Annotated in this window: 23 protein-coding genes and 1 pseudogene; 7 read left to right on the top strand and 17 right to left on the bottom strand. The window is 62.4% G+C overall.

What is annotated here, in order from left to right; genetic code table 11:
- Positions 1-196: hypothetical protein (locus NR187_RS26050; protein ID WP_256808142.1), on the top strand; the 196-nt coding region annotated here is incomplete at its 5' end.
- A 165-nt stretch (positions 197-361) separates the two neighbouring features.
- Here NR187_RS26050 and NR187_RS26045 read toward each other — a convergent pair.
- Positions 362-1081: a hypothetical protein gene (locus NR187_RS26045; protein ID WP_256808141.1), complete on the bottom strand. Its 720-nt coding sequence runs from the start codon at positions 1079-1081 to the stop codon at positions 362-364.
- Positions 1082-1331: 250 nt separating this feature from the next.
- Positions 1332-1819 (bottom strand): annotated as a pseudogene (locus NR187_RS26040) (transposase); the annotation flags it as partial.
- A gap of 342 nt (positions 1820-2161) precedes the next feature.
- Between NR187_RS26040 and NR187_RS26035 the strand changes: the two are divergent.
- Positions 2162-2377, top strand: a complete 216-nt coding sequence (locus tag NR187_RS26035) for a hypothetical protein (RefSeq protein ID WP_256808140.1) — start codon at positions 2162-2164, stop codon at positions 2375-2377.
- Positions 2378-2433: 56 nt separating this feature from the next.
- Here NR187_RS26035 and NR187_RS26030 read toward each other — a convergent pair whose 3' ends face one another.
- The 8 genes from NR187_RS26030 to NR187_RS25995 form a co-directional block, all read right to left on the bottom strand.
- Positions 2434-2646: a hypothetical protein gene (locus NR187_RS26030; protein ID WP_256808139.1), complete on the bottom strand. Its 213-nt coding sequence runs from the start codon at positions 2644-2646 to the stop codon at positions 2434-2436.
- Between the two features lie 293 nt (positions 2647-2939).
- Positions 2940-3146 carry a cold-shock protein gene (locus NR187_RS26025; RefSeq protein WP_256808151.1) on the bottom strand — a complete coding sequence of 69 codons (207 nt, stop codon included), beginning with the start codon at positions 3144-3146 and terminating at the stop codon, positions 2940-2942.
- 275 nt (positions 3147-3421) lie between these two features.
- Positions 3422-3694, bottom strand: a complete 273-nt coding sequence (locus tag NR187_RS26020) for a hypothetical protein (protein WP_256808138.1) — start codon at positions 3692-3694, stop codon at positions 3422-3424.
- Between the two features lie 1958 nt (positions 3695-5652).
- Entirely contained in the window at positions 5653-6129 is a 477-nt protein-coding gene (locus NR187_RS26015) for a thermonuclease family protein (protein ID WP_256808137.1), read from the bottom strand.
- A 47-nt stretch (positions 6130-6176) separates the two neighbouring features.
- Complete coding sequence (locus tag NR187_RS26010) at positions 6177-6818, bottom strand: hypothetical protein (RefSeq protein WP_256808136.1); 642 nt, start codon at positions 6816-6818, stop codon at positions 6177-6179.
- Between the two features lie 12 nt (positions 6819-6830).
- Positions 6831-7166: a hypothetical protein gene (locus tag NR187_RS26005; RefSeq protein ID WP_256808135.1), complete on the bottom strand. Its 336-nt coding sequence runs from the start codon at positions 7164-7166 to the stop codon at positions 6831-6833.
- A 286-nt stretch (positions 7167-7452) separates the two neighbouring features.
- Positions 7453-7947, bottom strand: a complete 495-nt coding sequence (locus NR187_RS26000) for an ATP-dependent Clp protease proteolytic subunit (RefSeq protein WP_256808133.1) — start codon at positions 7945-7947, stop codon at positions 7453-7455.
- A gap of 2006 nt (positions 7948-9953) precedes the next feature.
- Complete coding sequence (locus tag NR187_RS25995; protein ID WP_256808132.1) at positions 9954-10172, bottom strand: hypothetical protein; 219 nt, start codon at positions 10170-10172, stop codon at positions 9954-9956.
- 718 nt (positions 10173-10890) lie between these two features.
- Here NR187_RS25995 and NR187_RS25990 point away from each other — a divergent pair.
- The gene (locus NR187_RS25990) at positions 10891-11076 is read left to right on the top strand and encodes a hypothetical protein (protein WP_256808152.1); all 186 of its coding nucleotides are present in this window, start codon (positions 10891-10893) and stop codon (positions 11074-11076) included.
- 113 nt (positions 11077-11189) lie between these two features.
- On the opposite strand, the gene NR187_RS25985 is transcribed toward NR187_RS25990, so the two are convergent.
- From NR187_RS25985 to NR187_RS25975, 3 genes are all read right to left on the bottom strand, one after another.
- Positions 11190-11981, bottom strand: coding sequence for a hypothetical protein (locus NR187_RS25985; RefSeq protein ID WP_211385763.1), 792 nt, complete (start codon positions 11979-11981; stop codon positions 11190-11192).
- 184 nt (positions 11982-12165) lie between these two features.
- Positions 12166-12402, bottom strand: coding sequence for a hypothetical protein (locus NR187_RS25980; RefSeq protein ID WP_256808130.1), 237 nt, complete (start codon positions 12400-12402; stop codon positions 12166-12168).
- Between the two features lie 76 nt (positions 12403-12478).
- The gene (locus NR187_RS25975; protein ID WP_211385761.1) at positions 12479-12715 is read right to left on the bottom strand and encodes a hypothetical protein; all 237 of its coding nucleotides are present in this window, start codon (positions 12713-12715) and stop codon (positions 12479-12481) included.
- Positions 12716-12981: 266 nt separating this feature from the next.
- Between NR187_RS25975 and NR187_RS25970 the strand changes: the two genes are divergently transcribed.
- Positions 12982-13329: a DUF6481 family protein gene (locus NR187_RS25970; RefSeq protein ID WP_211385760.1), complete on the top strand. Its 348-nt coding sequence runs from the start codon at positions 12982-12984 to the stop codon at positions 13327-13329.
- A gap of 127 nt (positions 13330-13456) precedes the next feature.
- Here the strand turns inward: NR187_RS25970 and NR187_RS25965 are convergent, their stop codons facing one another.
- Positions 13457-13699, bottom strand: coding sequence for a pentapeptide MXKDX repeat protein (locus NR187_RS25965; protein ID WP_256808129.1), 243 nt, complete (start codon positions 13697-13699; stop codon positions 13457-13459).
- A 321-nt stretch (positions 13700-14020) separates the two neighbouring features.
- Between NR187_RS25965 and dctP the strand changes: the two genes are divergently transcribed.
- The 3 genes from dctP to NR187_RS25950 are packed head-to-tail and all read left to right on the top strand — an operon-like array spanning position 14021 to position 16949.
- A complete protein-coding gene (gene dctP, locus NR187_RS25960; RefSeq protein WP_211385758.1) occupies positions 14021-15043 on the top strand; it encodes a TRAP transporter substrate-binding protein DctP in 1023 nt (340 codons plus the stop codon).
- Positions 15040-15594, top strand: a complete 555-nt coding sequence (locus NR187_RS25955; RefSeq protein ID WP_211385757.1) for a TRAP transporter small permease — start codon at positions 15040-15042, stop codon at positions 15592-15594. Before dctP ends, NR187_RS25955 begins: the two co-directional genes overlap by 4 nt.
- Positions 15591-16949, top strand: coding sequence for a TRAP transporter large permease (locus tag NR187_RS25950; RefSeq protein ID WP_211385756.1), 1359 nt, complete (start codon positions 15591-15593; stop codon positions 16947-16949). Before NR187_RS25955 ends, NR187_RS25950 begins: the two co-directional genes overlap by 4 nt.
- Before the next feature lie 97 nt (positions 16950-17046).
- Here the strand turns inward: NR187_RS25950 and NR187_RS25945 are convergent, their stop codons facing one another.
- The 3 genes from NR187_RS25945 to NR187_RS25935 are packed head-to-tail and all read right to left on the bottom strand — an operon-like array spanning position 17047 to position 21572.
- Positions 17047-17958 (bottom strand): hydroxymethylglutaryl-CoA lyase, encoded by a 912-nt coding sequence (locus tag NR187_RS25945; protein ID WP_256808128.1) that lies wholly within the window; start codon positions 17956-17958, stop codon positions 17047-17049.
- 1 nt (position 17959) lies between these two features.
- The gene (locus tag NR187_RS25940) at positions 17960-19963 is read right to left on the bottom strand and encodes an acetyl/propionyl/methylcrotonyl-CoA carboxylase subunit alpha (RefSeq protein WP_256808126.1); all 2004 of its coding nucleotides are present in this window, start codon (positions 19961-19963) and stop codon (positions 17960-17962) included.
- Between the two features lie 4 nt (positions 19964-19967).
- Positions 19968-21572 carry a carboxyl transferase domain-containing protein gene (locus NR187_RS25935; RefSeq protein ID WP_256808124.1) on the bottom strand — a complete coding sequence of 535 codons (1605 nt, stop codon included), beginning with the start codon at positions 21570-21572 and terminating at the stop codon, positions 19968-19970.
- Between the last annotated feature and the right edge of the window lie 15 nt (positions 21573-21587).

Genomic DNA, 21587 nt, shown 5'->3' with positions numbered 1-21587 from the left:
CGCGCGTCCGGGCGGCTTTGCTCTACCGAGCTACACCACCTCCGGGGACACGACCGGCCCGACAGGCGGCGGCGATGGAAAGACGGACGCTGAGACCTATCCGGTTGCCAAAGAGAGTTCTGAACGGTGGTTCGCGGCGGACCAGGCGGCAGCAAACGAACGCTGGGCTTTCGCGTTCAGTGCGAAGGAAGATTAGGCTGATAGTCTGATTGAAAGCTGATCGACCGAGTATATGACCAGCATGGCCTGGTTTCATTGGCACGTGGAGCTTGGCGACTATTCAGCAGATTGGGGACGATCAGTCAGACGATGATTTGGATTTTGCGGAACGGTGATCCGGAAGAGTTGGGTTTCGAGGGACTCAACCCGTCGGGCCTTCACCGTGTTTCCATGCGCACTTGTTTTCGGCGCAGGCTATCCCCTCTTGAATGTACGGCACGTACTCCGCCCGAACCGATCGGCCTACAGGTTCCGGAATTCCTATAACCTTTTCCTTGCAGGATAGCAGACTGGAAACTGCCAAATCCCACCTGCCGCACTCGATCGCGGCAAATCCCGTATACAGAAGGCGTTTTGGAGACCCCTTCTTGCCAAAATCCCAGACGCCCTCAAGACCGATGGCATCTTCATCTTCCAGGAAGGTTCGCAGCAACTCTCCTGAGTCTTCGAATCGCTGGAAGAACGGAATAGCGTTATTATTGATGGTATCAAGGACGTCCTGCACGACCCCATCGTCGCCCGCACACCAAATCCTAGGAGCTTTATCTGCTCGTTGCGATCTTTCGTCCCGGATCGATAGACGGACTTGGCCGAAACCCTTTTCAGGTTGGAATCCGTCTGTTAGCGCATGTCCAGCGCGTGGCAGGAACGGGAAGAGGCAGCTCGGCTCGAGACCGAACGACCCCAGCGGCACCCGCCACTTTTCGCTGCGCGCACGCGGAATCACATCGAACTTGAGAACATCGAATTTGAGATTTGTGCGTCGCCAAATAGTCGTACCCTTTCGACCAATAAAGCCGGAAGGAGCAAGTTCCTGCTTACATAACGTTACAATTTCAGTCGAGGTTCTTTCTGGCATCATTCGCGATAGGCCTTATCTTTGGACATCACATTGGCGCGCTCATTTGAGACTGCGAATAGCCGAATCGACCGCCCCAACTACTCCTCCGATTGCTACCGCGTCACCTTGACTGAGTATGTTTACTCCAAGGTTATTGATGCCGGGGAGTAATTTTTGTTCAACCGCACCACTGTTAATCAATCCCTGGATGAGGGACACGTCGGTGCTTTCACGAGTGAATACCTGCACTGGGTTAAAGCCATTTGACCCGGACCCCTTGCCGAGCCAATAGCAGCCCCAGGCGACGGTAGCCGAACCGGCGTCGTTGCGAAGCCAATTCCTTCAGCCGGGTCCGCAACGTGCTATCGTCCGGTCGCGTCGAGGCATAGCGATAGGTCTTCGGCTGCAGGCCAACCAACCTGCAGGCCCGCCGCTGCGAGTAGCCCTTCTCACTGATCGCCCAGGTCACAGCACGTCTCCGCAAGCTGGGCGTCAGAAGTTTTTTCCGAGCATCTCCTTCAGCGTCGACGCGTCCAGCATCGACTCCGCCAGCAGCTTCTTTAGCTTGCGGTTCTCTTCCTCCAGGGCCTTCAGCTTGCGGGCGTCGGAGATCTCCATCCCGCCATAGCGCGAACGCCACTTGTAGAACGTCGCATCGCTGATGCCGTGCTTCCGGCACAGATCGCTCGCAGACATCCCGGCAGCGTGTTCCTTCAAGACCTTGATGATCTGCTCTTCCGTGAACCTGCTCTTACGCATCGTCTGTCTCCTCGGTGGAGAACAGAACCCTAACTCAAAACCGGGGGCGTTTCAGGGGAGCAGGTCACTCGAGACCGTCATCACCGGCCTGATGTCCGGCGAGTATCAGCCAGCGGTTCGATTGACCGGCGCAAGTTCGAGCGCCTGGAGGAACTGGGCTGGGTCAAGCACCTCAGCGTCAACCTTAGCGACGTCGAGTATCACGTCACCGAAGAAGGCAGGAAGGCGCGCCAAATTAACATCGATGACTTCGCGAAACTCCGTCTGATCGACCGACGGTCGGTAGCCGGGTCCGACTTCGGGACGGCCCAGGTCGTACCGTCGATATCGGCGTAATCTTGCATGCCGGATATCGCTGCGCTGCCCAAGAAAGAGCACAGCGCGCCCGAATGGCAGGCCGCAATGGAGGCGCTGATCCTGGTGTCGGAAGGCGGCGGCCCGACGATGTTCGCGCGGATCGGCATCGTGCGCGCTCTGAACCGACACTACGTCCCGCCGCTCAACCCGAAAGGCAAAGAGCCGCACTGGGGCCGGCGCAAACTGAAGCGGGACCAATGAAAGAGGCCGCCAATTGAGGCGGCCCACGATCTTTTGGTGTGCCGTATCAGCAAAGCTTAATGGAGCAAACCGGCGACCAGCACACCGGCAACGGCCACCATATCGGGATAGGCACTGAGGAAACCCGCAATCGGATCCGGCGCAGGAGCGCCGTTCTGACCGCGCCCTGGAAGGGCACCCGGAGCCTTCGGGTCGAGTTGTCCTCGGCCGTCATTCATCATGCCACCGGAAACGGTGTCCATTTCCAAGGTTGAAAGTTCGTGAAACATTGTCTCTCTCCCGTTGATAGAGGGGACTATCCCCTCGCGATCGCGGGAATACGCGTTGCGGTTGTTGGCCGCTGTGACCACTATCACAGAAGAGGTTTGGCTACATAATCGAAATCAGACTGATGCCGGCAGCGCCTCTCAAATCTGATTGCAAGTGATGGAAACTAGAACGGCCCCGCTTGCTCCGGGCAGAGCAAACAAGGCCGTGCATTCCTAGAACTGCGGCCGAGAGGGCTTGTGAACCTCAGTCGCAGGATCGACATTACGCGATTCTCGCGGGCAATGGTGCTCTGTCAGCCAATCCGCAAATTTTCTGCGGAAGCCTTGCCGTTCCGACCTGTCACCAGCTCGTAGCTGACCTTTGCCCCCTCAGCGAGACCGGTATAGCCGGCCTTCTCCACCGCCGAGATGTGGACGAAAACATCGGGTCCACCGTCCTGCGGCTGAATGAATCCATATCCCTTAGTCGCGTTGAACCACTTAACAGTACCGAGCGTCACGTCACAATCTCCAGAACACTTTGAAAAAATACCGCCGCTGCGCGACAGCGACGGCATTTAATCTCAAACGAGTTTTTGTCAAAAGGGTGAAGAGGCCCGCCAGCGTGAACCGGCGGGCCGCTTTGCTGGGCTTCAGGATCAGCCGGTCGAGGCGCCCTCCAACCGCTCCTTGATCAGATCAAGGCGGGCTCCGATTTCGAGTTCGACCTGATGGACCCCAGGGGGAAGCGGTTCGTTGAGATCGGGCTGAAGGCAAAGCAGTAAGGTGCGCGCTATTAGGCTTTTGTGACTGGGTTGATCCGGCGCAGCATCGAAGCAGCGTAATCCTCGCGCTCTCGGATGAAGCGCTCTTGATGCACCCTGAAACTCTCGACGCGCTTCTTGATTTCGTCCCGCTCTTTGCCGCCGTAATCGAGCTGGTTTAGCCCGATCCGCTCAACGACTTCTTTCGGCTGAGGCTGCGGCCGATCGACCTCAATCTTCACCGATTTGGCGAACGCCATCGTTTCGGTGACGAAAGCATCTAGGTCACTTTTCCAATCACTCATTGACGCACCCCCGCGCAAACAACGCCAGCACCTCCGTGGCGACCAAACGTTCCCAACCGGGACGTTTCGTGGAGGCGCCTCCAGTCAAAACGGCCACCGACTGCACGGGCCGGCGGCATCCGGGTTTTAAAATCGCTCGAGGTGAATGAATACAGTCCAGCCCCGGTGCCGCAATGCTAAGCCCGAAATACTTCGTTGCCAAGTTTTCCCAGCGGAAAGTTGCAAAGCTTCGATCGCTTTCCGATAATCCTCGGCCGCCGTTAAGTCTCCGCCGCCCGACGGCGGGCAGAAACCCGTAGATTTCCCAAGCGATGCCCGCCAACTCAGCTAGCCCCGGCGGGAGTCGTCCCTCACCATTCCCAAAGGGGTGCCGCGGTTGCCCTTCTAGGACCCCCTTAGTCGTGCCCGCAAGCGGGCCTACGGATAACGCCTCGGTGAACGAAACCGTTTACTGCCTATCGTGAAGCACTCCCGAAATAGTCCGGGTCCATCGTTCTCTTCGTTAGCGAGGGGATTGCGACATGATTACACTCAAAGCAATCGCGGTTATCACTGCTGCCGGGCTTATCTTCACGATGTTCTCGGGAGACCTAGGCGCCGACGTCGTCCTTGCCATCGTCACTTGCCTTTCATAACCAGACGGGCTGCGGGCCGTATTTGAATAATCGCCTGCTCGCCGCCCGAGCCGGCGGAGCGGCCCCGGTCCCGCTAAGTGTGTGCTCGGCGTGTGGCCAAGACGGCGCCGACCTGCGGCCCGACTTCAACTGGAATGCCAATCGGCTATCGAACCGAGAGGACCGGCGGTCTGCTTCTTGACAGCCCCCTCCTCTTTCGTCACCGCGTCCAATCTTTCCAACTGACCGGCAACCCCAGCAAGGCTCCTGGCGATGTTTCTCAATAGGAAGGCTCGGTCTTCGGAAATGTGGGGATTTGAACAAAGGGCTTTGTAATAATTTGCGAGTTCCTTGCATCTGGCGGTCGTAATCATGCGTACTCCATTAAATCAATGACCGGCACTAATTTAATGTCGCGACGTGTTTCCTGGTTCCTAGTACCTCGATGTCGCAGGCCCGGCGCAAGATGTCGCAGACCCGGCGCAAGCTGAAGAGAGATTTCATTCGAGGGTGTTCCGCTGGCGGAACGCCACGGCCCTTATTTGCTACACCCACAACGAGTTACTCATAAGCGCACATGAACAGGTTGTGGCAGTTCGCGAACAAAATAGGCCACTGCCAAATTCAACTTTGGCCACTAGGGGTTAAACAGTCCAGCGCCCCCGGGGTGCAAAAGAACATACCGCGAAATGAGAACAGCTCGCCCCGACCCCAACTGAGTTGGGCCCTCCTTTTTGGCTTTCGAAGATCCGGAGGGGCCCTGCGAGCTCGGCGGGCCGCCCTCCGCGGCACAGGCATTGCTGATATCTAGTTGGCTGGGGATTAAAGGACCCAGTTTGAGACAGGGCGCCGCCGGGACGCTGCATTTCGAGCCCGGCGGCGTATCTTTTAGGGACTAGCGGCACAACCGCTCGGCGGGCATGAGCTGCCAGCAGCCTGCCCGGCCGCGTTTTTCGGATGGCACGAAAGCGGTACCCTTGTGCGGGTGTTGACGCCCGGCGAGGACGTGCTCCGTTAATGGATCAGCGTGAAGGAAAACCACGCCGCGAGGGACGCGCACAGACAAATTCCAAGATAAGGCAATGCAAGGCGCATCGGGCTTCTCCTCCGAAACGCAAATAAGGATCAGCCTCTCATGCTTGGACGACGATGGCTAGGAATCTGCGGTTGCAATCCGCCCGCCTTAGGGACCCCCGCGCACTGGACCGCAACTTGATATTTGCTTGCTCGCCGCCCGAGCTGGCGGAGCGGCCCCGGCCTACCTCAGGGAGCCGCGAGTTCTAGCACCAGCGCTGGCGCGGCGGGCACCACGTCGCCCCGCAGACATGGGCTCGAGCCAGTCCTTCACTCATCAGGATATGCCCGACATCGCGACCACCGACGGTGAGCGCCCCGCACAGCCGACCATAGTTGCAGCGAGACGTCCCCTCCTCGCCTGGCCGGCCCGCAGGCCACGCGCTCAAGGCGCGCCTCGCCTCCGGCGATCAGTTGCCGCAGCCGGCTGGTGGCAGCTTCAGCCCGCTGGCGCTCGTCCTCGCACCGAGCCTTATAACCGCGCTCCGGAGTGTCGAAGCCGACCAGCCGATAGATCTGCCCCTGGTACCGCACTGTATCGCCGTCGACGGCGAAGATCCCGAGCGGCGAGCTCGGCGACGTCCAGACATGCGCGAGGCCGAGCAGGACCGCTGCCGCCATCACAATTGCGGCCGCCCAGCGCTGGCGTTTCGGACTAGATCGGAACGGGATTACGGACATGCGCCGGCCAGCATAACCGAAGCGGAAACTCTTTTCGACAGGCTCGGCAGCCGCCGCAATGGCCATGGGTTGATCAGGGCAGGAGCGGCCTTCCACAACGTCGCACGCGCCTACTACACCCCGTTGAGCGCATTCCAGGACGAGAATCCGCTCGGCATGGTTTGCGCGAAGGCAGACGCACCGGCGTTCAGTGTTGAGCTGTCGCCGCCACCGCCGGTCCCGGTGAATGGATACACCGTGAACGTGCTCATGCCAGAATACGACAGGCCGCCAGTGCTCGTTGCGGGATCTGCCGTGCCCGAGTTATTCCAAAGGCCGGCGTTTTTCCTGAACCACGCCAACCGCGAGGAAAGATTTACCGCGACACAGAGGACATTGCCGTTCGCAAATGCGCCGAGGTTTCCGCTGCCGCCCACGCCGAAAATCGGGCCGCTCCAGTAGACGCCAAGTCCGGCGGTGTTGTTGCTCGGGTTGTTGGTGATTTGATCAGGCGGAATTGTCGCCTTAGCAATCCCGCTGAAACCAGCGTTCGAATTGTTCGTATTGACGGTGATTTCGAAATAGGCGCTGCCAGCAGCCAAAGGATTAGTGGAACGCGCGCCTCCGCTACCGCCGACGCTGGCGGTGAGCGTCAAGCCGCCGCCGCTGATGACATCCACGGTGGAAGAATAATCAGCGGGATTCCATACTGTTGGAGACAGTGACGCAGCACGCGTCGGCTGCTGACGCCTAGCGAAAATCTGAGGACTCAACATGTTCGTCTCCTTCTATATCGGCCAGCCGGCCGTAAATCCTGACGGCACCGCGCCGAGGAAAGCTGACCCGCCAAAATTAGCAGTTTGTATTTGCCCGGCCGTGCCGAATGATCCGCCGAATGTAGAGAACGGAACGTAGGTTCCTGACGGAATCGAAATTCCGTTGCTGTTGGTTGCGGGATTGGCGAACGAGAGATTCAGCCAATCGCCGCCGATCTTGCGCACCCAAAATTTCTGATTGTCTAGATCAATGGCGAATCCCAAGGTTTCGCCATTGCTCGCAGGACTGACAGTCCCAAGATGCGCGCCACTAACGACAACCTGTCCGGAGTTGGTGAACTCCATCAAACCCGACGTCCCGGTCGATCCCATATTGGAGAACGTGGACCCTACCGTCCCGACGCCAGCCCCATAGGCCGCGCTAAACCCATTGCCACCTTGGCTGACAACGGTCACCTCGAAATAGTATTTGCCAGACGATTTGGCTGACACGAACGGAACGCGGGGTCGAATGTGACGGAGAACGGCGTTCCGCTCGGCCCCGTTGGGGGCTCAGTGGTCAATGACTTTACATCGCACTGGAGGATCGATTCGGCAGTAACCTCGACTAGGTAAACGCCATCGTTCTGCGCGCTCATGCCGCCTCCACACCGCCGTTGATTGCGTGGACAAACCCGTTCGAAAGCGCCTCTGCGGCAGACCATTTGCGGCCTTCGTCCTTCCAGCCGCGCGCGATGGATTCCGAAACGCCGATCCGCGACATCAAGAGCGATACGGTAACGTCGTCGCTGTCGTTGAGTGACTCGTTGATCGCGGCTTTGTCGTCGGCGGCCAGCGACTGCATCGCCTTAAATTGCTCATAAGTGCAACAACGCGCGGCGCGATGGATCATCACACACCCATCAGGTTCTATAGTTCGAAGATCTGCAGCCAGCGCGAAGAAGATTGCACTGCTCGAGCAGCGACCAACAATGTCGGCCACGACGCGCCATTTATGCCGCAGCAAGGCTTCTGCGATCCGCAGCGCGTCGTCTGCCCGCCCGCCAGCACAATCAATGCGGACGCAGATGGTTCGATCTTGAGCATCGTCGATCGCCTGCAGATTCGCCGCCGTGTCTCCGAGACGCAATTGAAAGTCTGATCACACGACATTGCGGGCCAACCGGCTCTTCCGGCGGCTCGTCGTATTGCGTCCCTCCCATTTTCTCTGGCGTCGACATCATGTGCATCAAATTTCCCCCACCGCGAAGCGCGCAAGAACTACTGCTGGAGCTGTAATTTACGGAGCAGCCTTCGCTGCAGTCGGGGTTCAAGTACCGAGGCCGTTAGCTAGGGGTTGTTGGGCATGGTCCTGCCCCCATTGAACTGCACCTTGGTATCGGACGCGGTTCTTTGGCATGTCGCCTGCCGGGAGCTCGCAAAGCCAAAAAAACCCGTCGGCTAGAAGCACGCGCCTTAGATTTCCATTCTGCGCATAGCTTCGCCCTTTCCCTCCCTCCGGTATTGCTTCCGGCAGGCCACTGACGAAGTGGAGCCCATCATGTTGATGAGCTAGGTACTCGTTTCCCTTTGGCATCGCGCCCACCACATTGTCCCTGCGGTGCTACCTGAGAGCTTTTTTGGGCGCTCTCGCAGATCAGGTCGGTGCGGGTGGTCATCCCGTTGACGACATGTTCTGCCTCTCGACCCTCACCCGGGGATGCCGGGTTACCGTATGGTCGCAGGTCGCAATGGGCACAGCGTTGCCTGCACTTTTTGGTTTCCGTTCGCGCGAAGGCGTGTGGCGTCCGGCTCGCCGCTGCAGTTTGAGAGCGCAGCACTCTGCGGTCATCATTAGCGGGGCAAAGAACTTCGCCTTCCGGCGGCGGGGACATGGCCGATCTCGACCCGTCGCTATTCTCACGCTGATTGCCAGTGGTGTGTTGGTGGCGCCGGGACCTCCGAGCGGACAGCCCTCGTCCACACCAATGCCAAGCAGGCGTGGTGGTGACATCAGCGCGCGCGCGCCGAACCGTTTCTCAGATAGCCCCGGGTACGCGTCCGACTTGAAGTCGACGTTTCCTCGGTATAATTGGAACTTGCTGCAGCGTTATCGGAAGTCGAATTGGCCCTCGCACTGGCGGTGCGGGGGCTTCGTCTTTTTGGAGGTGGGTCGACCACGAAGGGCGGGCTCTTTGAGCTGCTGCTGGAGACCGAGATGGTCGTGGTGGGGGCAACCTTGGCGCTGGTGATATCGGACGCCCTCCCCAGCAGCCCGGCCGAGACAGAGCTCCCGGGGGCCAGGGTCTTGTATCCAACACGTCCGGCCAAGCCGTCCTGATCGCGCAGGGAGGCGTTAGGGCTTTCCGGTAGTGGGATAGCCTCCCCCTCGGAATAACGCTTCTGAGCGCCGACCGCCGACGAGGAAAAGGCCTTCCAACGAGCGAAGCAGGTCTTGGTCTCATCAACCGTCAGCTTGGCAGCTTCCTTGAGTGTGGCTCTAAGCGCCCAAGCGGCGCTGCCTCTCCTCCAGCCGATCAGCACCGAGCTGGGCTTGAAGCCGGCCGAGATCAGCGCCCGGGCGGCGTCTAAGAAAGGCTGTCTGCTCAGGCAGAGAGCTGTGCCATCGGCCAGTTCAGCTCGGTAGCGGCCGTGACGGCTCGCGGGGACCAAGTAGATGTTGATCTCCTGGCATGGACTGACTGGTGAGCCAGCGTCCGAAATTCCACTTAGTTCGCAATTCTGCTCTTTAGGCTGGTGAGCCAGGTTAAGTGATTGATTTGGGTTGGTATGTCCGTTCTGCTGGGATCGCCACCCCCCAATGCCTTACGAATCTGTCGCACTTCAAGAACGCGTGCGCAGGCCTATCCGGAAGACGTGAGCGTCCTACCTATTCAGCATGCAAAAGAGCCGTCGAAGGGTCTTGTGATGCCGCTATCGGATTGGACGAGAATGGCCATCACAGCCGGAGTTGCCGTCGTCGCAATGTCTTTCCTGGCGATCGACGCGACCGTCGATTCCGGCGGGATCGCAAAACGCCTCGAAGTGGCGCAAGCGTCGATTATGAATGTGGCGGCGAGCCAGCACCAACTGGCTTTCGCCGTTCGGTCGCTGGCGGGCGGCAGCGACCAGAATCGCCGTTCGGCCGCGGATCGATCATGCATCCAGCGTCACGAGCATCGGCCGCAACCGGTAGGCATCGATCGCGGCGTTTGACAGCAGCAGTCTTCGCCTTTCTCCACGCAGCATCATGCGGTCGATCCTGTTCAGGATGAACCGGGCCGCCTCCCTGTGCTCACCGGTGAGCAGGCCGGATTGGTCGAGATATTTCCAGGCGATTTCGAAGGATTGTGCGCGTAACTCGGGGTCGGTCATGGCCGCTCAACGTCGGCGATGAACGGACGTTCCTACGTGCGGGCCGCCAATGGCTCTCCCGGCCCTCTTCAATAATGTCGACAACGCAATTGAAAGACGTGGAACGAACCCGCGATCGGCGCGTTGGACGGGGGACTGAGTGGTGCCGATCTGCCAGCCCCGGTCGGCTCTGGAGACCCCCGTGCTTGTCCCCCGAGCACGGGTTTTCTCGTGAGCACGGCCTGTCTCCCAAGCGCGTGCGCTCAGTCCGCCCGTTCCTCGCGCCGGTCGCGGGCCAGTTGATGCCAGGCCAAGGCCAATTGGATGAGACGTTGCCTGTCGGGGCCTTCGGCTGCCACGGCGCGCTTCATCGCTGACTCGGCTTCCTTCTGTGGGTCGTACTCGGTACACATGAGCCTGATTCTAGCCGTCCGATCTGGACAAGCGCATGGCAATTTCGCCCGTATGAATGCGGGGTAAATGCCCTGCACGGGCCGAGTTGCACGCGCGATCCCATCTTGCGCAGATGCCAAAGAACCTGCGCGATGATCGTCGCGAAAATTCGGGTTTTCCCTTGCGCGAAACGGAAGCGGGGAAGCCGCGAACGGCGCGATCGTTTCCGGATATTTTCCGCACGAAGCGGTGAGGCCGGCGCATTGGGCGCGATCTGTGAAGTGCGTCACAGCCTGCGCCCCGCCGCTCCGCTAAACAGTCCCTCGACGCTCCCCAGGAGAGCGAGATGGCATGGGAGGTGTATCCCGTCATGACACGAGAAGCCGCGGCCGATGTTGACGTCCGCACGCAACGAGAAAGGTCCGACCTGCTCGGCATCGCGTGTCTTGCGACCATCGGTATCGTGATGCTGGCCTGGATCGCAGGCCTGGTCTGGGCCGCGATGGCGTTCTTCAATTGGCTGGTGTCCTGACGCGCGGGGCGATCAGTCCATTCAATTGATGGCCAGCCGACGACCGGCGCCAAAACGACAAAGAGGCGGGCCTTTCGCCCGCCTCCTCTTCGTTTCAGGTGCTGCCTGATACGTCAGTAACACGCGCGGGGATCGGCCTGCACATACTGGCCGCTCGGATAGCGGTAGTAACAATTGCCCTGGGCCAGATAGTAGCCGGGGCGCGAGGCCGCCGTGGCGCCGGCAATGGCGCCGGTGGCACCGCCGATCACAGCACCCGCGGCCGCGCCCGTGGCGTTGCCAGAGATCAGGCCGCCCAGCAAGCCGCCGACGATGGCTCCGCCAAGCGCGCTCGCGCCGGGATCAGCCGGTGGCGGAGGCGGCGGCGGTTCGTAGGCGACCGGAGGCGGCGCCGGGGCATAGGCCATCGGCACGTCGTCGTAATAATCTTCCGAGATGTAGGCTGGCGGGCCCTCCATCCGTTGCGGATAATAGTACCGCACACCGCCAACATCCCACCACCAGCCGGAGCGGCCGTTGTGGACCTCGTGGCGCCAGCGTCCGCCGTCCCAGGCGAGATTGCCGCGATAGGCGTGGCCGCCCCAGTCGCGTGCCGGTGCGGGCCCCCTGGCGTAATTGCGTCCGGGCGGCGGACCGCCTGCGTTGTGCGGGCCAGGACCTGCATGACCGGGGCCGCCGGCACGCGGCTGGCCGCCGGGCTGTAGCGCAGGCCGGGCCGCCTGCTGCGGCGGCGGGCCCTTGCGCATGTTCGGATTGTTCTGGGGTGGCGCGCCTGCGCCCTGACCTTGCGGCGGCTGGCCGTCGCGCCTTGGCGGCCCTGAATCCTGAGCCTGCGCCGAGACGGCGAGCAAGGACATGGCCGAAACCAAGGGAATGATGATCTTCATGCGGCTGGACGCACTCATGCGTGCTTGACCCCCTACTCTCGCGATTGCCGTGGTCCCAGGCGCGATATGCGATTCGGCTCGCGCTGGCCTGATGCCGGCGGACATAACTGACCTGCCTTGATCGGTTAAGTCCCGTTACAAATGATTAAGATCACGGCATTTTTTCGGCCCAAGGCCTGCAGAGGGCAACGTCGGAGCGGTCCTAACGGGCCGGCTCGATCACGTTGCAATTGCTCCGCCCGGACGCCAGGCAGTCCTGCATCTTGCTGGCGGCGGTGAGGTCCCGGGCCAGCCACCAGCCGACGCCCAGAATCACGATCGTGATGATCAAGCCGGCGATCGCGCCGCGACGGTTGTCACCGGATTGAGGTTTTGCAGGGGATTTGGGCTTATCGCCCGCTTCGGGCTTGGGTTTGAGATTGGAGACGGGCTTGGACATGGCTGACCGATCACAGGGGCGAGCGGGCTCTATCACCTCTGCGGCGTGGGGTCACATCCCGCTCAGCCCCTCCCGTTCAGCCTCGGGTCTGCCGGATCGCATCCTTGCGCGAGGTTTCGACCGCGGGGATCGCCTCGCGCACCCGCGGCGCGCAGGTCGTGAGCACGAACGCGGTCTGGGTGCACTCCCAATCGGCTCCCAGGACGGCACTTTCGATCGGCTGCGGACCGGCGAGCAGCAGCGCGGTGCCGGCCATTGCTGCCACCGCGACGGCGATTGCGAGCGCCTTCAGGCTCAGTCTGGAAATCGTCATACCCGTGCTCCGCGTCTCGTAGCGAGCGGACGCTAGGCGCCGCTCCGTGTGCCCCTTATGAGGGACATCACAATTCGGCAGTTTTTCGGGGCTACGAGAGATCGTCGGGGGAGCGATTTTTCGTCTACCTGATCGGCTGCGATTATGGGTGGCGTTGCGACGCGCATCGATGTACACGCTTGAGCGTCGCGTGGCGCCTGCTATGCCCAGCCGACGTACCAACCGCAGTGATGTAGGATCGGAAGCGAGGAAGACAAGGCTCGTCGATGAGTGGATTCAGGGAACCCGGTTTCGCAGACCGGCAAAAGGCGGCGCAAGACGCGCGCAAAAATCTTTTGAACAAATTCAAGTCGCAGCCCGGGGTCGACGATCCTCTGGTCGCGGCGAAGCGTGCCGAGCGCGAGGCCCTCGCGGCCAAGCGGGCCGAGGCGAAGGCTGCGCGCGAGGCTGAAAAGGCCGAGCAGAAGCGTCGCGAGGAAGAAGCCAAGGCGGAGGAAGCTGCACGCATCGCGCGCGAGGCCGAGGAAGCCGAAGCCAAGGCGGCCGCAATGGAGGCCGAGCAAAAGGCCAAGCGCGACGCCCGCTACGCTGCCCGCAAGGCCAAGCGCAAGTAACGTTCAGCAAGTAATGTTCAATTGAATTTGAACTGAGACATCACTTCGGGGCGGTCCACGCGACCGCCTCCGGAGCTTCGCAAACGCGCGTCTGCCTCTCGCAGACGGCCTCAAAGATGGTAGAAGATCAGTTCTTCTTCATCATCCCGTCGTCCTTCTTCATCCCGTCCTTCGACATGTGGTCCTTCTTCATGCCGTCGTCCTTGGACATGGTGTCCTTCTTCATGCCGTCCTTGGCCATGGTGTCCTTCTTCATCATGCCGTCGTCCTTGCCCATCTTGTCCTGAGCAAAGGCGGCCGGCGACAGCGCGAGGCCAAGCGAGAGAGCGGCAGCCGAGACGCCGAGCGCGATGCGGGTGCGAATGGTCATGAGTGATCTTCCCTTCGAGATGATGTTTGTCAGCGACGGACGCCGCTATCCAGACTCGACGGATCGACACGCGGCGTTGTTACGCCGTCGCCGATGAATTTCTGCTTGCCGGCTGCCGTCCATCGATCGGAGGAGTTTCGTGTTTCCGACGCGATCAGACGTGTGCAGCGCAGCAAGGCCGGGACTTGCCGCGGCATTCGGTCTCGAACTATCAGATGAGAGAAGTTCGGGTGAAAGACCGGCTAGGATAGGCCTCTGCGCCGGTCTCATGACCTATTCAAATCAACATCCAACAAAAAAACCGTCCAAGGGGATCACACCATGCTCACGCGCCGTCACCTGATCGCGACCGCCGTCGCCGCACCCGCCATTCTCCGCTTCGGCACCGGCACCGCGCATGCCGCGACCACGCTGAAAATATCGCACCAGTTTCCAGGCGGCACGATCGACAAGGGCGATTTCCGCGACCGGCTCTGCCGGATGTTCGCCGCCGAGATCGCCAAGCGGAGCAATGGCGATCTCGCTGCAGAGATCTATCCGAACTCCTCGCTGATCAAGACCAACGCGCAGTTCTCCGCGATGCGCAAAGGCGCGCTCGACATCAGCCTCTATCCGATGCCCTACGCCGGCGGCGAATTGCCGGAGACCAATATCGGCCTGATGCCGGGCCTCGTGACCACCTACGACCAGGGCATGCGCTGGAAGAAGGAACCGGTCGGCAAGGCGCTGACCGACTTCCTCGCCGACAAGGGCATCATCCTGCTCACCTGGGTGTGGCAGGCCGGTGGCGTCGCCAGCCGCTCCAAGCCGATCGTCGCGCCGGAAGACGCCAAGGGCCTCAAGGTACGTGGCGGCTCGCGCGAGATGGACATGGTGCTGCAGACCGCCGGCGCCTCGGTGCTGTCGGTGCCCTCGAACGAAATCTACGCGGCGATGCAGACCGGCGCCTGTGATGCCGGCATCACTTCCTCGACCAGCCTGATCTCGTTCCGGCTGGAAGAGGTCGCGAAGTCGCTGACCTCAGGGGCCGGCGCATCCTACTGGTTCATGCTCGAGCCGCTGATGATGTCGAAGGCGATCTTCGACAAGCTGCCGAAGAACCAGCAGGACATCCTGCTCGCGGTCGGCACCGAGCTCGAAGCCTTCGGCCGCAAGGGCGCGCAGGACGACGACATCGAGGTCGCCAAGGTCTACGAGAAGGCCGGCGCCAAGGTCTCGGCGCTCGATGCCGCGACCGTCGGCAAGTGGCGCGACATCGCCCGCGACACGGCGTGGAAGGACTACGGCGCCAAGACCGCGACCGCGGCGAACCTGCTCAAGCTCGCCATCGACGTCGCGGCATGAGCCACGGTCCGCTTCCGGATCGTGACGTACACGCGAACGCTGCCGCAAGGACAGGCCTTGCGGCGGCGGTCGATCGCGGTCTCGCCATCCTCAACAGCATCATCGTCGTGTTCGCCGCGATCGCGCTGGTCGGGGCCTGCGCCATCCTGAGCTACAGCGTGCTCAGCCGCGCCTTGTTCAAGGCCGCCAATTACTGGCAGGACGAGGCCGCGGTGTTTCTCCTGGTCGGCGCCACCTTCATGACGGCCGCCTATGTGCAGCAGAACCGCGGCCATATCGGCATCGAGGCCTTTGTCGGTCTGCTCTCGCCGCTGGCGAACCGGATCAGGCTCTGGCTGGTCGATGCCGTAACGTTCCTGTTCTGCGCCTTCTTTGCCTGGAAGTCCTGGACGCTGGCGCATGAAGCCTATGTCGACGGCCAGGTCTCGAACTCGATGTGGTCGCCGCCGCTGGCCATCCCCTATTCGTTGATGGCGCTCGGCATGAGCCTGCTCTGCGTTCAGATCCTCGTGCAGCTTGCGCTGCCGTTCGCAGGAGCCCGGCGTTCATGAGCGTTTTCGGTATCGGCCTCGCTTACGGGATTGCGACGCTGGTCGCGATGTTTTCGGGCATGCCGATCGCGTTCGCACTCGGCGCGGTCGCGGTCGTGTTCATGGGCATCTACATGCCATCAGCCTCTCTCGATACGGTGACGCAGAACGTCTACGAGGAGATGGCCTCGATCACGCTGCTGTCGATCCCGCTCTTCATCCTGAAGGGCGCGGCGATCGGCAAGTCGCGCGCGGGCCAGGATCTCTATTCGGCGCTGCACGCCTGGCTGCATCGCGTGCCCGGTGGGCTCGGCGTCGCCAACGTATTCGCCTGCGCGCTGTTTGCCGCGATGGCCGGCTCCTCGCCCGCGACTTGCTCGGCAATCGGCTCGGCCGGCATCCCCGAGATGCGCAAGCGTGGTTATTCCGGCGGCTTTGCTGCCGGCATCATCGCCGCCGGCGGCACGCTCGGCATCCTGCTGCCGCCGTCGATCACCATGATCCTGTTTGCGGTCGCGGCGGAAAAATCGCTCGGGCGGCTCTTCCTCGCCGGCATCGGCCCCGGCCTGCTGCTGGTCTCCCTGTTCGGCGCCTATGCCGTGATCCGCTTCCGCCGCGAATATGCCGCGGCCGAAGCGATCTACAAGAACGGCGGACCGGAGGCTGCGATCCTTGCCCGCGACGAGTACACTCTGGCCGAACGCTTCAGCGTGCTGCCGCGCGTAATACCCTTCGTGCTGCTGCTGACCGGCGTCATGATCGCGCTCTATGGCGGCTACGCCACGCCGTCGGAGACTGCCGGCCTCGGCGGCCTGCTCGCGCTGGCGCTGATCGCCGCCATCTACAGCGTGTGGCGACCGAGCGACCTCGCCCCGATCATGAAATCGACGATCCGGGAATCGACCATGCTGATGATGATCATCGGCATGTCGCTGCTCTATTCCTACGTGATGAGCTATCTGCACATCTCGCAATCGGTCGCCGAATCCATCGTGGCGATGCACCTGCCGCGCTGGGAGCTGCTGTTCGCGATCCTCGTCATGGTCGTCGTGCTCGGCTTCTTCCTGCCGCCGGTCTCGATCATTCTCATGACCGCGCCGATCATCCTGCCGCCGCTGCGCGCCGCCAATTTCGACATCATCTGGTTCGGCGTGGTCATGACCATCGTGATGGAGATGGGCCTGATCCATCCGCCCGTCGGCCTCAACATCTTCGTCATCCGCAACGTCGCGCCCGACATCCCGCTCAGCGAGGTGATCTGGGGCACGCTGCCGTTCGTCCTGCTGATGATGCTCGCGGTGCTGCTGCTCTGCTTCGTGCCGGGAATCTCGACCGCGCTGCCGGATCTGGTGATGGGGCCGGACGGGAGCAGGTGACGCCATCTCCGCCGCCATTGCGAGCGTGGCGAAGCAATCCAGGGTTCTTTCTGCAGTGGGATTCTGGATTGCTTCGCTACGCTCGCAATGACGAGGGCTAGGAAACAGCCCGCTTCCGCTTCGCATTCAGTGCGGACGCCACGCGGCTCACGGGCGGCTTGCCCAGCACGCCGCCGATCTCGTTGGTCGCCGCCAGCAGCCGGTCCATGTCCACGCCGGTCCTGACGCCCATGCCTTCGAGCATGTAGACGACGTCCTCGGTGGCGACGTTGCCGGTCGCGCCCGGCGCGTAGGGGCACCCGCCGAGGCCGCCGGCGGCGGCGTCGATGACGCGGACGCCCTGCTCCAGGCCGGCGTAGAGATTGGCAAGGGCCTGGCCGTAGGTGTCGTGGAAATGCATCGCGAGTTTTGTCGCGGGAATGTTGGAGGCAACCGCGCGCAGCATCTCCTTGGCCCTGGTCGGCGTGCCGACGCCGATGGTGTCGCCGAGTGAGATCTCGTAGCAGCCGAGCTCCCACAGCGTCTTCGCGAGATCGGCCACCGCCGTCGGTTTGATCTCGCCGTCGAACGGGCAGCCCAGCACGCAGGAGATATAGCCGCGGACCGGCACGCCATCGGCCCTGGCGCGCGCGAGCACCGGCTTGAACCGCTCGATGGATTCGGCGACCGTGCAATTGATGTTGGCCCGCGAAAAGCCCTCCGAGGCCGCAGCGAACACGGAGACCACTTTCGCGCCCGCGGCGCGCGCGGCGTCGTAGCCCTTCTCGTTCGGCACCAGGACGTGAAATTCGGCGCCCTTCACGTGGGCAACGCCGCGCAGCACGGCATCCGAGCTCGCCATCTGCGGGATCGCCTTCGGCGAGACGAAGGCTCCGACCTCGACGGTGTCAAGCCCGGCCGCAACCAGCGCCTCGATGAAGGCGATGCGGACCTCGACGCTGACGGGCGTCTTCTCGTTCTGGAGGCCGTCGCGCGGCCCCATTTCGATGATGCGGACGGGATCGCTCATGTCACTCTCCGGAAGGCTCGACCACGGCGAGCTCGACACCCTCCTGCACGATATCGCCGACCTTGCACTTGATGGACTTCAGCACGCCGGCATAGGGCGCCCGCAGCGTCTGCTCCATCTTCATCACTTCCAGGGTGAGGATCGGCGCACCCTTGTCGAGCCTGGCGCCCTCCTCGGCCAGCACGGCGACGACCGTGCCCGGCAATGGAGCTGCGATCTTGTCTTCGCCGACATGCTCCTCGCTCTCGCCGCCGAACGGGTCGACCCAATGCAGGTCGAACCGGCCGTTGCGCGTGCGCAGATAGAGCTCATGGCCGTCGATCACGGCTGTGACCGACGATCTGACGCCGTCGAGCGTCAGGTCGAAGCCGCCGTCCTTGGGCACGACTGCAAAGGCAAGCTCCCGTTCGCCGATCACCAGCGTCGACGGTCCGCTGCCGTAGTTCAGCGCAACCTTCTGTTCGGGCCCGTGCCCGACACGGAAGGAAAAGCTGCGCTGGCGGCGGCCGACCGGCATCCAGCCAAAGGTCTGCCACGGCGAATCCGCGTCTCCTTGAGCGGCCTGCCGCTCGTCGTTGATGACGGCGGCCACCGCGGCGCAGAACTCGAGCTCGCCAGGCGCCGGCGAGGCCTGTGTCAGGACCGCCAGCTCGCGCTCGATGAAGCCGGTGTCGATCGCGTTCGCCCTCACCTTCGGATGCGTCATCAGCGCGGACAGGAACGGGATGTTGGTGACGATGCCGCGGACGTCGGACTCTTCCAGCCCGCGGTTCAACCGCTCGATCGCGACGTCCCGCGTCGGCGCCCACGCGATCATCTTTGCCAGCATGGCGTCGTAGTAAGGCGAGACGGCATCGCCCTCGCCATAACCAGCGTCGATGCGCAGGCCGCCGCCTTCCGCCGGCAAGCGCCATGTCGAAATTTTTCCGACCGAAGGCATGAAGTTCTTCGTTGGGTTCTCAGCGTAGACGCGCGCCTCGACGGCATGGCCGTTGAGCCTGATCTCGTCCTGCTTCAGCGGCAACGCCTCGCCGAAGGCGACGCGCAACTGCCATTCGACGAGATCGATCCCGGTGATCAGCTCGGTCACGGGATGCTCGACCTGGAGGCGGGTGTTCATCTCAATGAAGAACACGTCCTTGCCGTCGGAGACGAACTCGATGGTGCCGGCGCCGACATAATTCACGGCGCCCGCCGCTTTTCGCGCGGCGGCGCAGACGGCCTCGCGCTGGGCAGCATTGAGCGTCGGCGACGGCGCCTCCTCGATCACCTTCTGGTGCCGGCGCTGCAGCGTGCATTCGCGCTCGAACAGCGACAACAGATTGCCGTGGCTGTCGCCGATCACCTGCACCTCGATATGCCGGGGATTGTCGACATATTTCTCGATCAGCATGCGGTCGTCGCCGAACGCGGCCTTGGCCTCGCGCTTGGCGCTGACGATCGCGGGCGCAAGCTCATCGGCCGACCGCACGATCCGCATGCCGCGGCCGCCGCCGCCGGCCGACGCCTTCACGAGTACGGGGAAGCCGGCCTTCTCGGCCGCCTTTGCCAGCGTCGCCTCGTCCTGGGCCTCGCCGTGATAGCCGGGCACCAGCGGCACGCCCGCCTTTTCCATCAGGGCCTTGGAGCCGGACTTCGAGCCCATCGCATTCATCATCCCGGCGGTCGGGCCGACGAAGACCAGGCCCGCATCGAAGCAGCCTTGCGCAAACTCCGCATTCTCGGACAGGAAGCCGTAGCCGGGGTGCACGGCCTCCGCGCCGGTCTTCTTCGCGGCGTCGATCAGCCGCTCGACATTGAGATAGCTGTCACGGGCCCGCGCGGGCCCGAGCAGCACGGCCTCATCCGCGAGCGCGACATGCATCGCGTCGCGGTCGGCCTCGGAATAGACCGCGACGGTCCGCAGGCCCATGGCGCGGGCGGTGCGGATGACGCGGCAGGCGATCTCGCCGCGGTTGGCGATCAGGAGGGTGCGAAAACGACGGTAGAGCTTTGAGCGGTCCATCGCATCACATCCTGAACAGGCCGAATGTCGTCGGCTCGATCGGCGCATTCGACGCCGCCGAGAGGCCAAGACCGAGCACGAGGCGGGTGTCGGCCGGGTCGATCACGCCATCGTCCCACAGCCGCGCGGTCGCATAATACGGATGCCCCTGGCTCTCGTATTGCGCGCGGATCGGGCTGCGGAACGTCTCTTCGTCTTCCTTCGACCAGCTACCGCCCTTGGCCTCGATATTGTCGCGGCGGACCTGGCTCAGCACCATCGAGGCCTGCTCGCCGCCCATCACCGAGATGCGCGCGTTCGGCCACATCCACAGGAAACGCGGTGAATAGGCGCGGCCGCACATGCCGTAATTGCCGGCGCCATAAGAGCCGCCGATTACGACGGTGAATTTCGGCACCGAGGCGGTCGCGACCGCCGTCACGAGTTTCGCTCCGTCGCGCGCGATGCCGCCGGCCTCGTATTTCTTGCCGACCATGAAGCCGGTGATGTTCTGCAGGAACACCAGCGGAATGCCGCGCTGGCAGCACAGCTCGATGAAATGCGCGCCCTTCAGCGAGCTCTCGCTGAACAGAATGCCGTTGTTGGCGATGATGCCGACCGGGTAGCCCCAGATGTGGGCGAAGCCGCAGACCAGCGTCGTGCCGTAGAGCTTCTTGAACTCGTCGAACTCGGAGCCGTCGACGAGCCGTGCGATGATGTCGCGCACGTCGAACGGCTTTCTGCCGTCAACGGGCACCACGCCATAGATCTCCTCCGCCGCAAACAGCGGATAGCGCGTCGGATGCATGTTGAGGTTTGGCCGCGTCGACGGCTTGAGCGTACCCACGATGCGCCGGGCGATGCCGATCGCATGGGCGTCGTTCTGGGCGTAGTGATCGGTCACGCCCGACTGGCGCGAATGCACGTCGGCGCCGCCGAGCTCTTCCGCGGTGACGACCTCGCCGGTTGCAGCCTTCACCAGCGGCGGGCCGCCTAGGAAGATGGTGCCTTGATTGCGCACGATGATGCTCTCGTCCGACATCGCGGGGACATAGGCGCCGCCGGCCGTGCAGGAGCCCATCACGATCGCGATCTGCGGAATGCCCTGCGAAGACATCTGCGCCTGATTGTAGAAGATCCGGCCGAAATGGCGCTCGTCAGGAAAGATCTCGTCCTGCAGCGGCAGGAAGGCGCCGCCGGAATCGACCATGTAGACGCAAGGAAGGTTGTTCTGCCGCGCGATATCCTGCGCACGCAGATGCTTCTTCACCGTCATGGGATAATAGGTGCCGCCCTTAATGGTGGCGTCGTTGGCGACGATCACGCATTCGCGGCCCGAGATGCGCCCCACTCCGGTGACGACGCTCGCCGAATGCACGTCGCCGCCATAGAGGCCATAGGCCGCGAGCGGCGACAGCTCCAGGAACGAGGTCCCGGGATCGACCAGCAGGTCGACCCGCTCGCGCGCCAGCATCTTGCCGCGCGAGGTGTGGCGGTTGCGCGAAGTCTCGCCGCCGCCACCGGCGACCTGGCTCAATTTTTCGCGCAGGTCCGCGACAAGGGTGCGCATGGCCTCGGAATTGCGCGCAAAGTCCGATGAAGACGTGTCGATGCTGGAATGGAGCGGCATGGAGGTCCCGCGTTT

Origin of the sequence: Bradyrhizobium sp. Bra64 (assembly GCF_024519875.1) — a bacterium.
Taxonomy (GTDB): Bacteria; Pseudomonadota; Alphaproteobacteria; order Rhizobiales; family Xanthobacteraceae; genus Bradyrhizobium; species Bradyrhizobium japonicum_G.
The sequence above is the reverse complement of the archived record's forward strand: the minus strand, read 5'-3'. Positions and strand labels throughout refer to the sequence as shown.

Bases quoted from the DNA above. Each gene is read 5' to 3' on its own strand.
- NR187_RS26045 (WP_256808141.1), bottom strand. From the start codon at position 1,081: ATGATGCCAGAAAGAACCTCGACTGAAATTGTAACGTTATGTAAGCAG.
- NR187_RS26035 (WP_256808140.1), top strand. From the start codon at position 2,162: ATGCCGGATATCGCTGCGCTGCCCAAGAAAGAGCACAGCGCGCCCGAA.
- NR187_RS26030 (WP_256808139.1), bottom strand. From the start codon at position 2,646: ATGTTTCACGAACTTTCAACCTTGGAAATGGACACCGTTTCCGGTGGC.
- NR187_RS26020 (WP_256808138.1), bottom strand. From the start codon at position 3,694: ATGAGTGATTGGAAAAGTGACCTAGATGCTTTCGTCACCGAAACGATG.
- NR187_RS26015 (WP_256808137.1), bottom strand. From the start codon at position 6,129: ATGGCCATTGCGGCGGCTGCCGAGCCTGTCGAAAAGAGTTTCCGCTTC.
- NR187_RS26010 (WP_256808136.1), bottom strand. From the start codon at position 6,818: ATGTTGAGTCCTCAGATTTTCGCTAGGCGTCAGCAGCCGACGCGTGCT.
- NR187_RS25995 (WP_256808132.1), bottom strand. From the start codon at position 10,172: ATGACCGACCCCGAGTTACGCGCACAATCCTTCGAAATCGCCTGGAAA.
- NR187_RS25990 (WP_256808152.1), top strand. From the start codon at position 10,891: ATGGCATGGGAGGTGTATCCCGTCATGACACGAGAAGCCGCGGCCGAT.
- NR187_RS25985 (WP_211385763.1), bottom strand. From the start codon at position 11,981: ATGAGTGCGTCCAGCCGCATGAAGATCATCATTCCCTTGGTTTCGGCC.
- NR187_RS25980 (WP_256808130.1), bottom strand. From the start codon at position 12,402: ATGTCCAAGCCCGTCTCCAATCTCAAACCCAAGCCCGAAGCGGGCGAT.
- NR187_RS25975 (WP_211385761.1), bottom strand. From the start codon at position 12,715: ATGACGATTTCCAGACTGAGCCTGAAGGCGCTCGCAATCGCCGTCGCG.
- NR187_RS25970 (WP_211385760.1), top strand. From the start codon at position 12,982: ATGAGTGGATTCAGGGAACCCGGTTTCGCAGACCGGCAAAAGGCGGCG.
- NR187_RS25965 (WP_256808129.1), bottom strand. From the start codon at position 13,699: ATGACCATTCGCACCCGCATCGCGCTCGGCGTCTCGGCTGCCGCTCTC.
- dctP (WP_211385758.1), top strand. From the start codon at position 14,021: ATGCTCACGCGCCGTCACCTGATCGCGACCGCCGTCGCCGCACCCGCC.
- NR187_RS25955 (WP_211385757.1), top strand. From the start codon at position 15,040: ATGAGCCACGGTCCGCTTCCGGATCGTGACGTACACGCGAACGCTGCC.
- NR187_RS25950 (WP_211385756.1), top strand. From the start codon at position 15,591: ATGAGCGTTTTCGGTATCGGCCTCGCTTACGGGATTGCGACGCTGGTC.
- NR187_RS25945 (WP_256808128.1), bottom strand. From the start codon at position 17,958: ATGAGCGATCCCGTCCGCATCATCGAAATGGGGCCGCGCGACGGCCTC.
- NR187_RS25940 (WP_256808126.1), bottom strand. From the start codon at position 19,963: ATGGACCGCTCAAAGCTCTACCGTCGTTTTCGCACCCTCCTGATCGCC.
- NR187_RS25935 (WP_256808124.1), bottom strand. From the start codon at position 21,572: ATGCCGCTCCATTCCAGCATCGACACGTCTTCATCGGACTTTGCGCGC.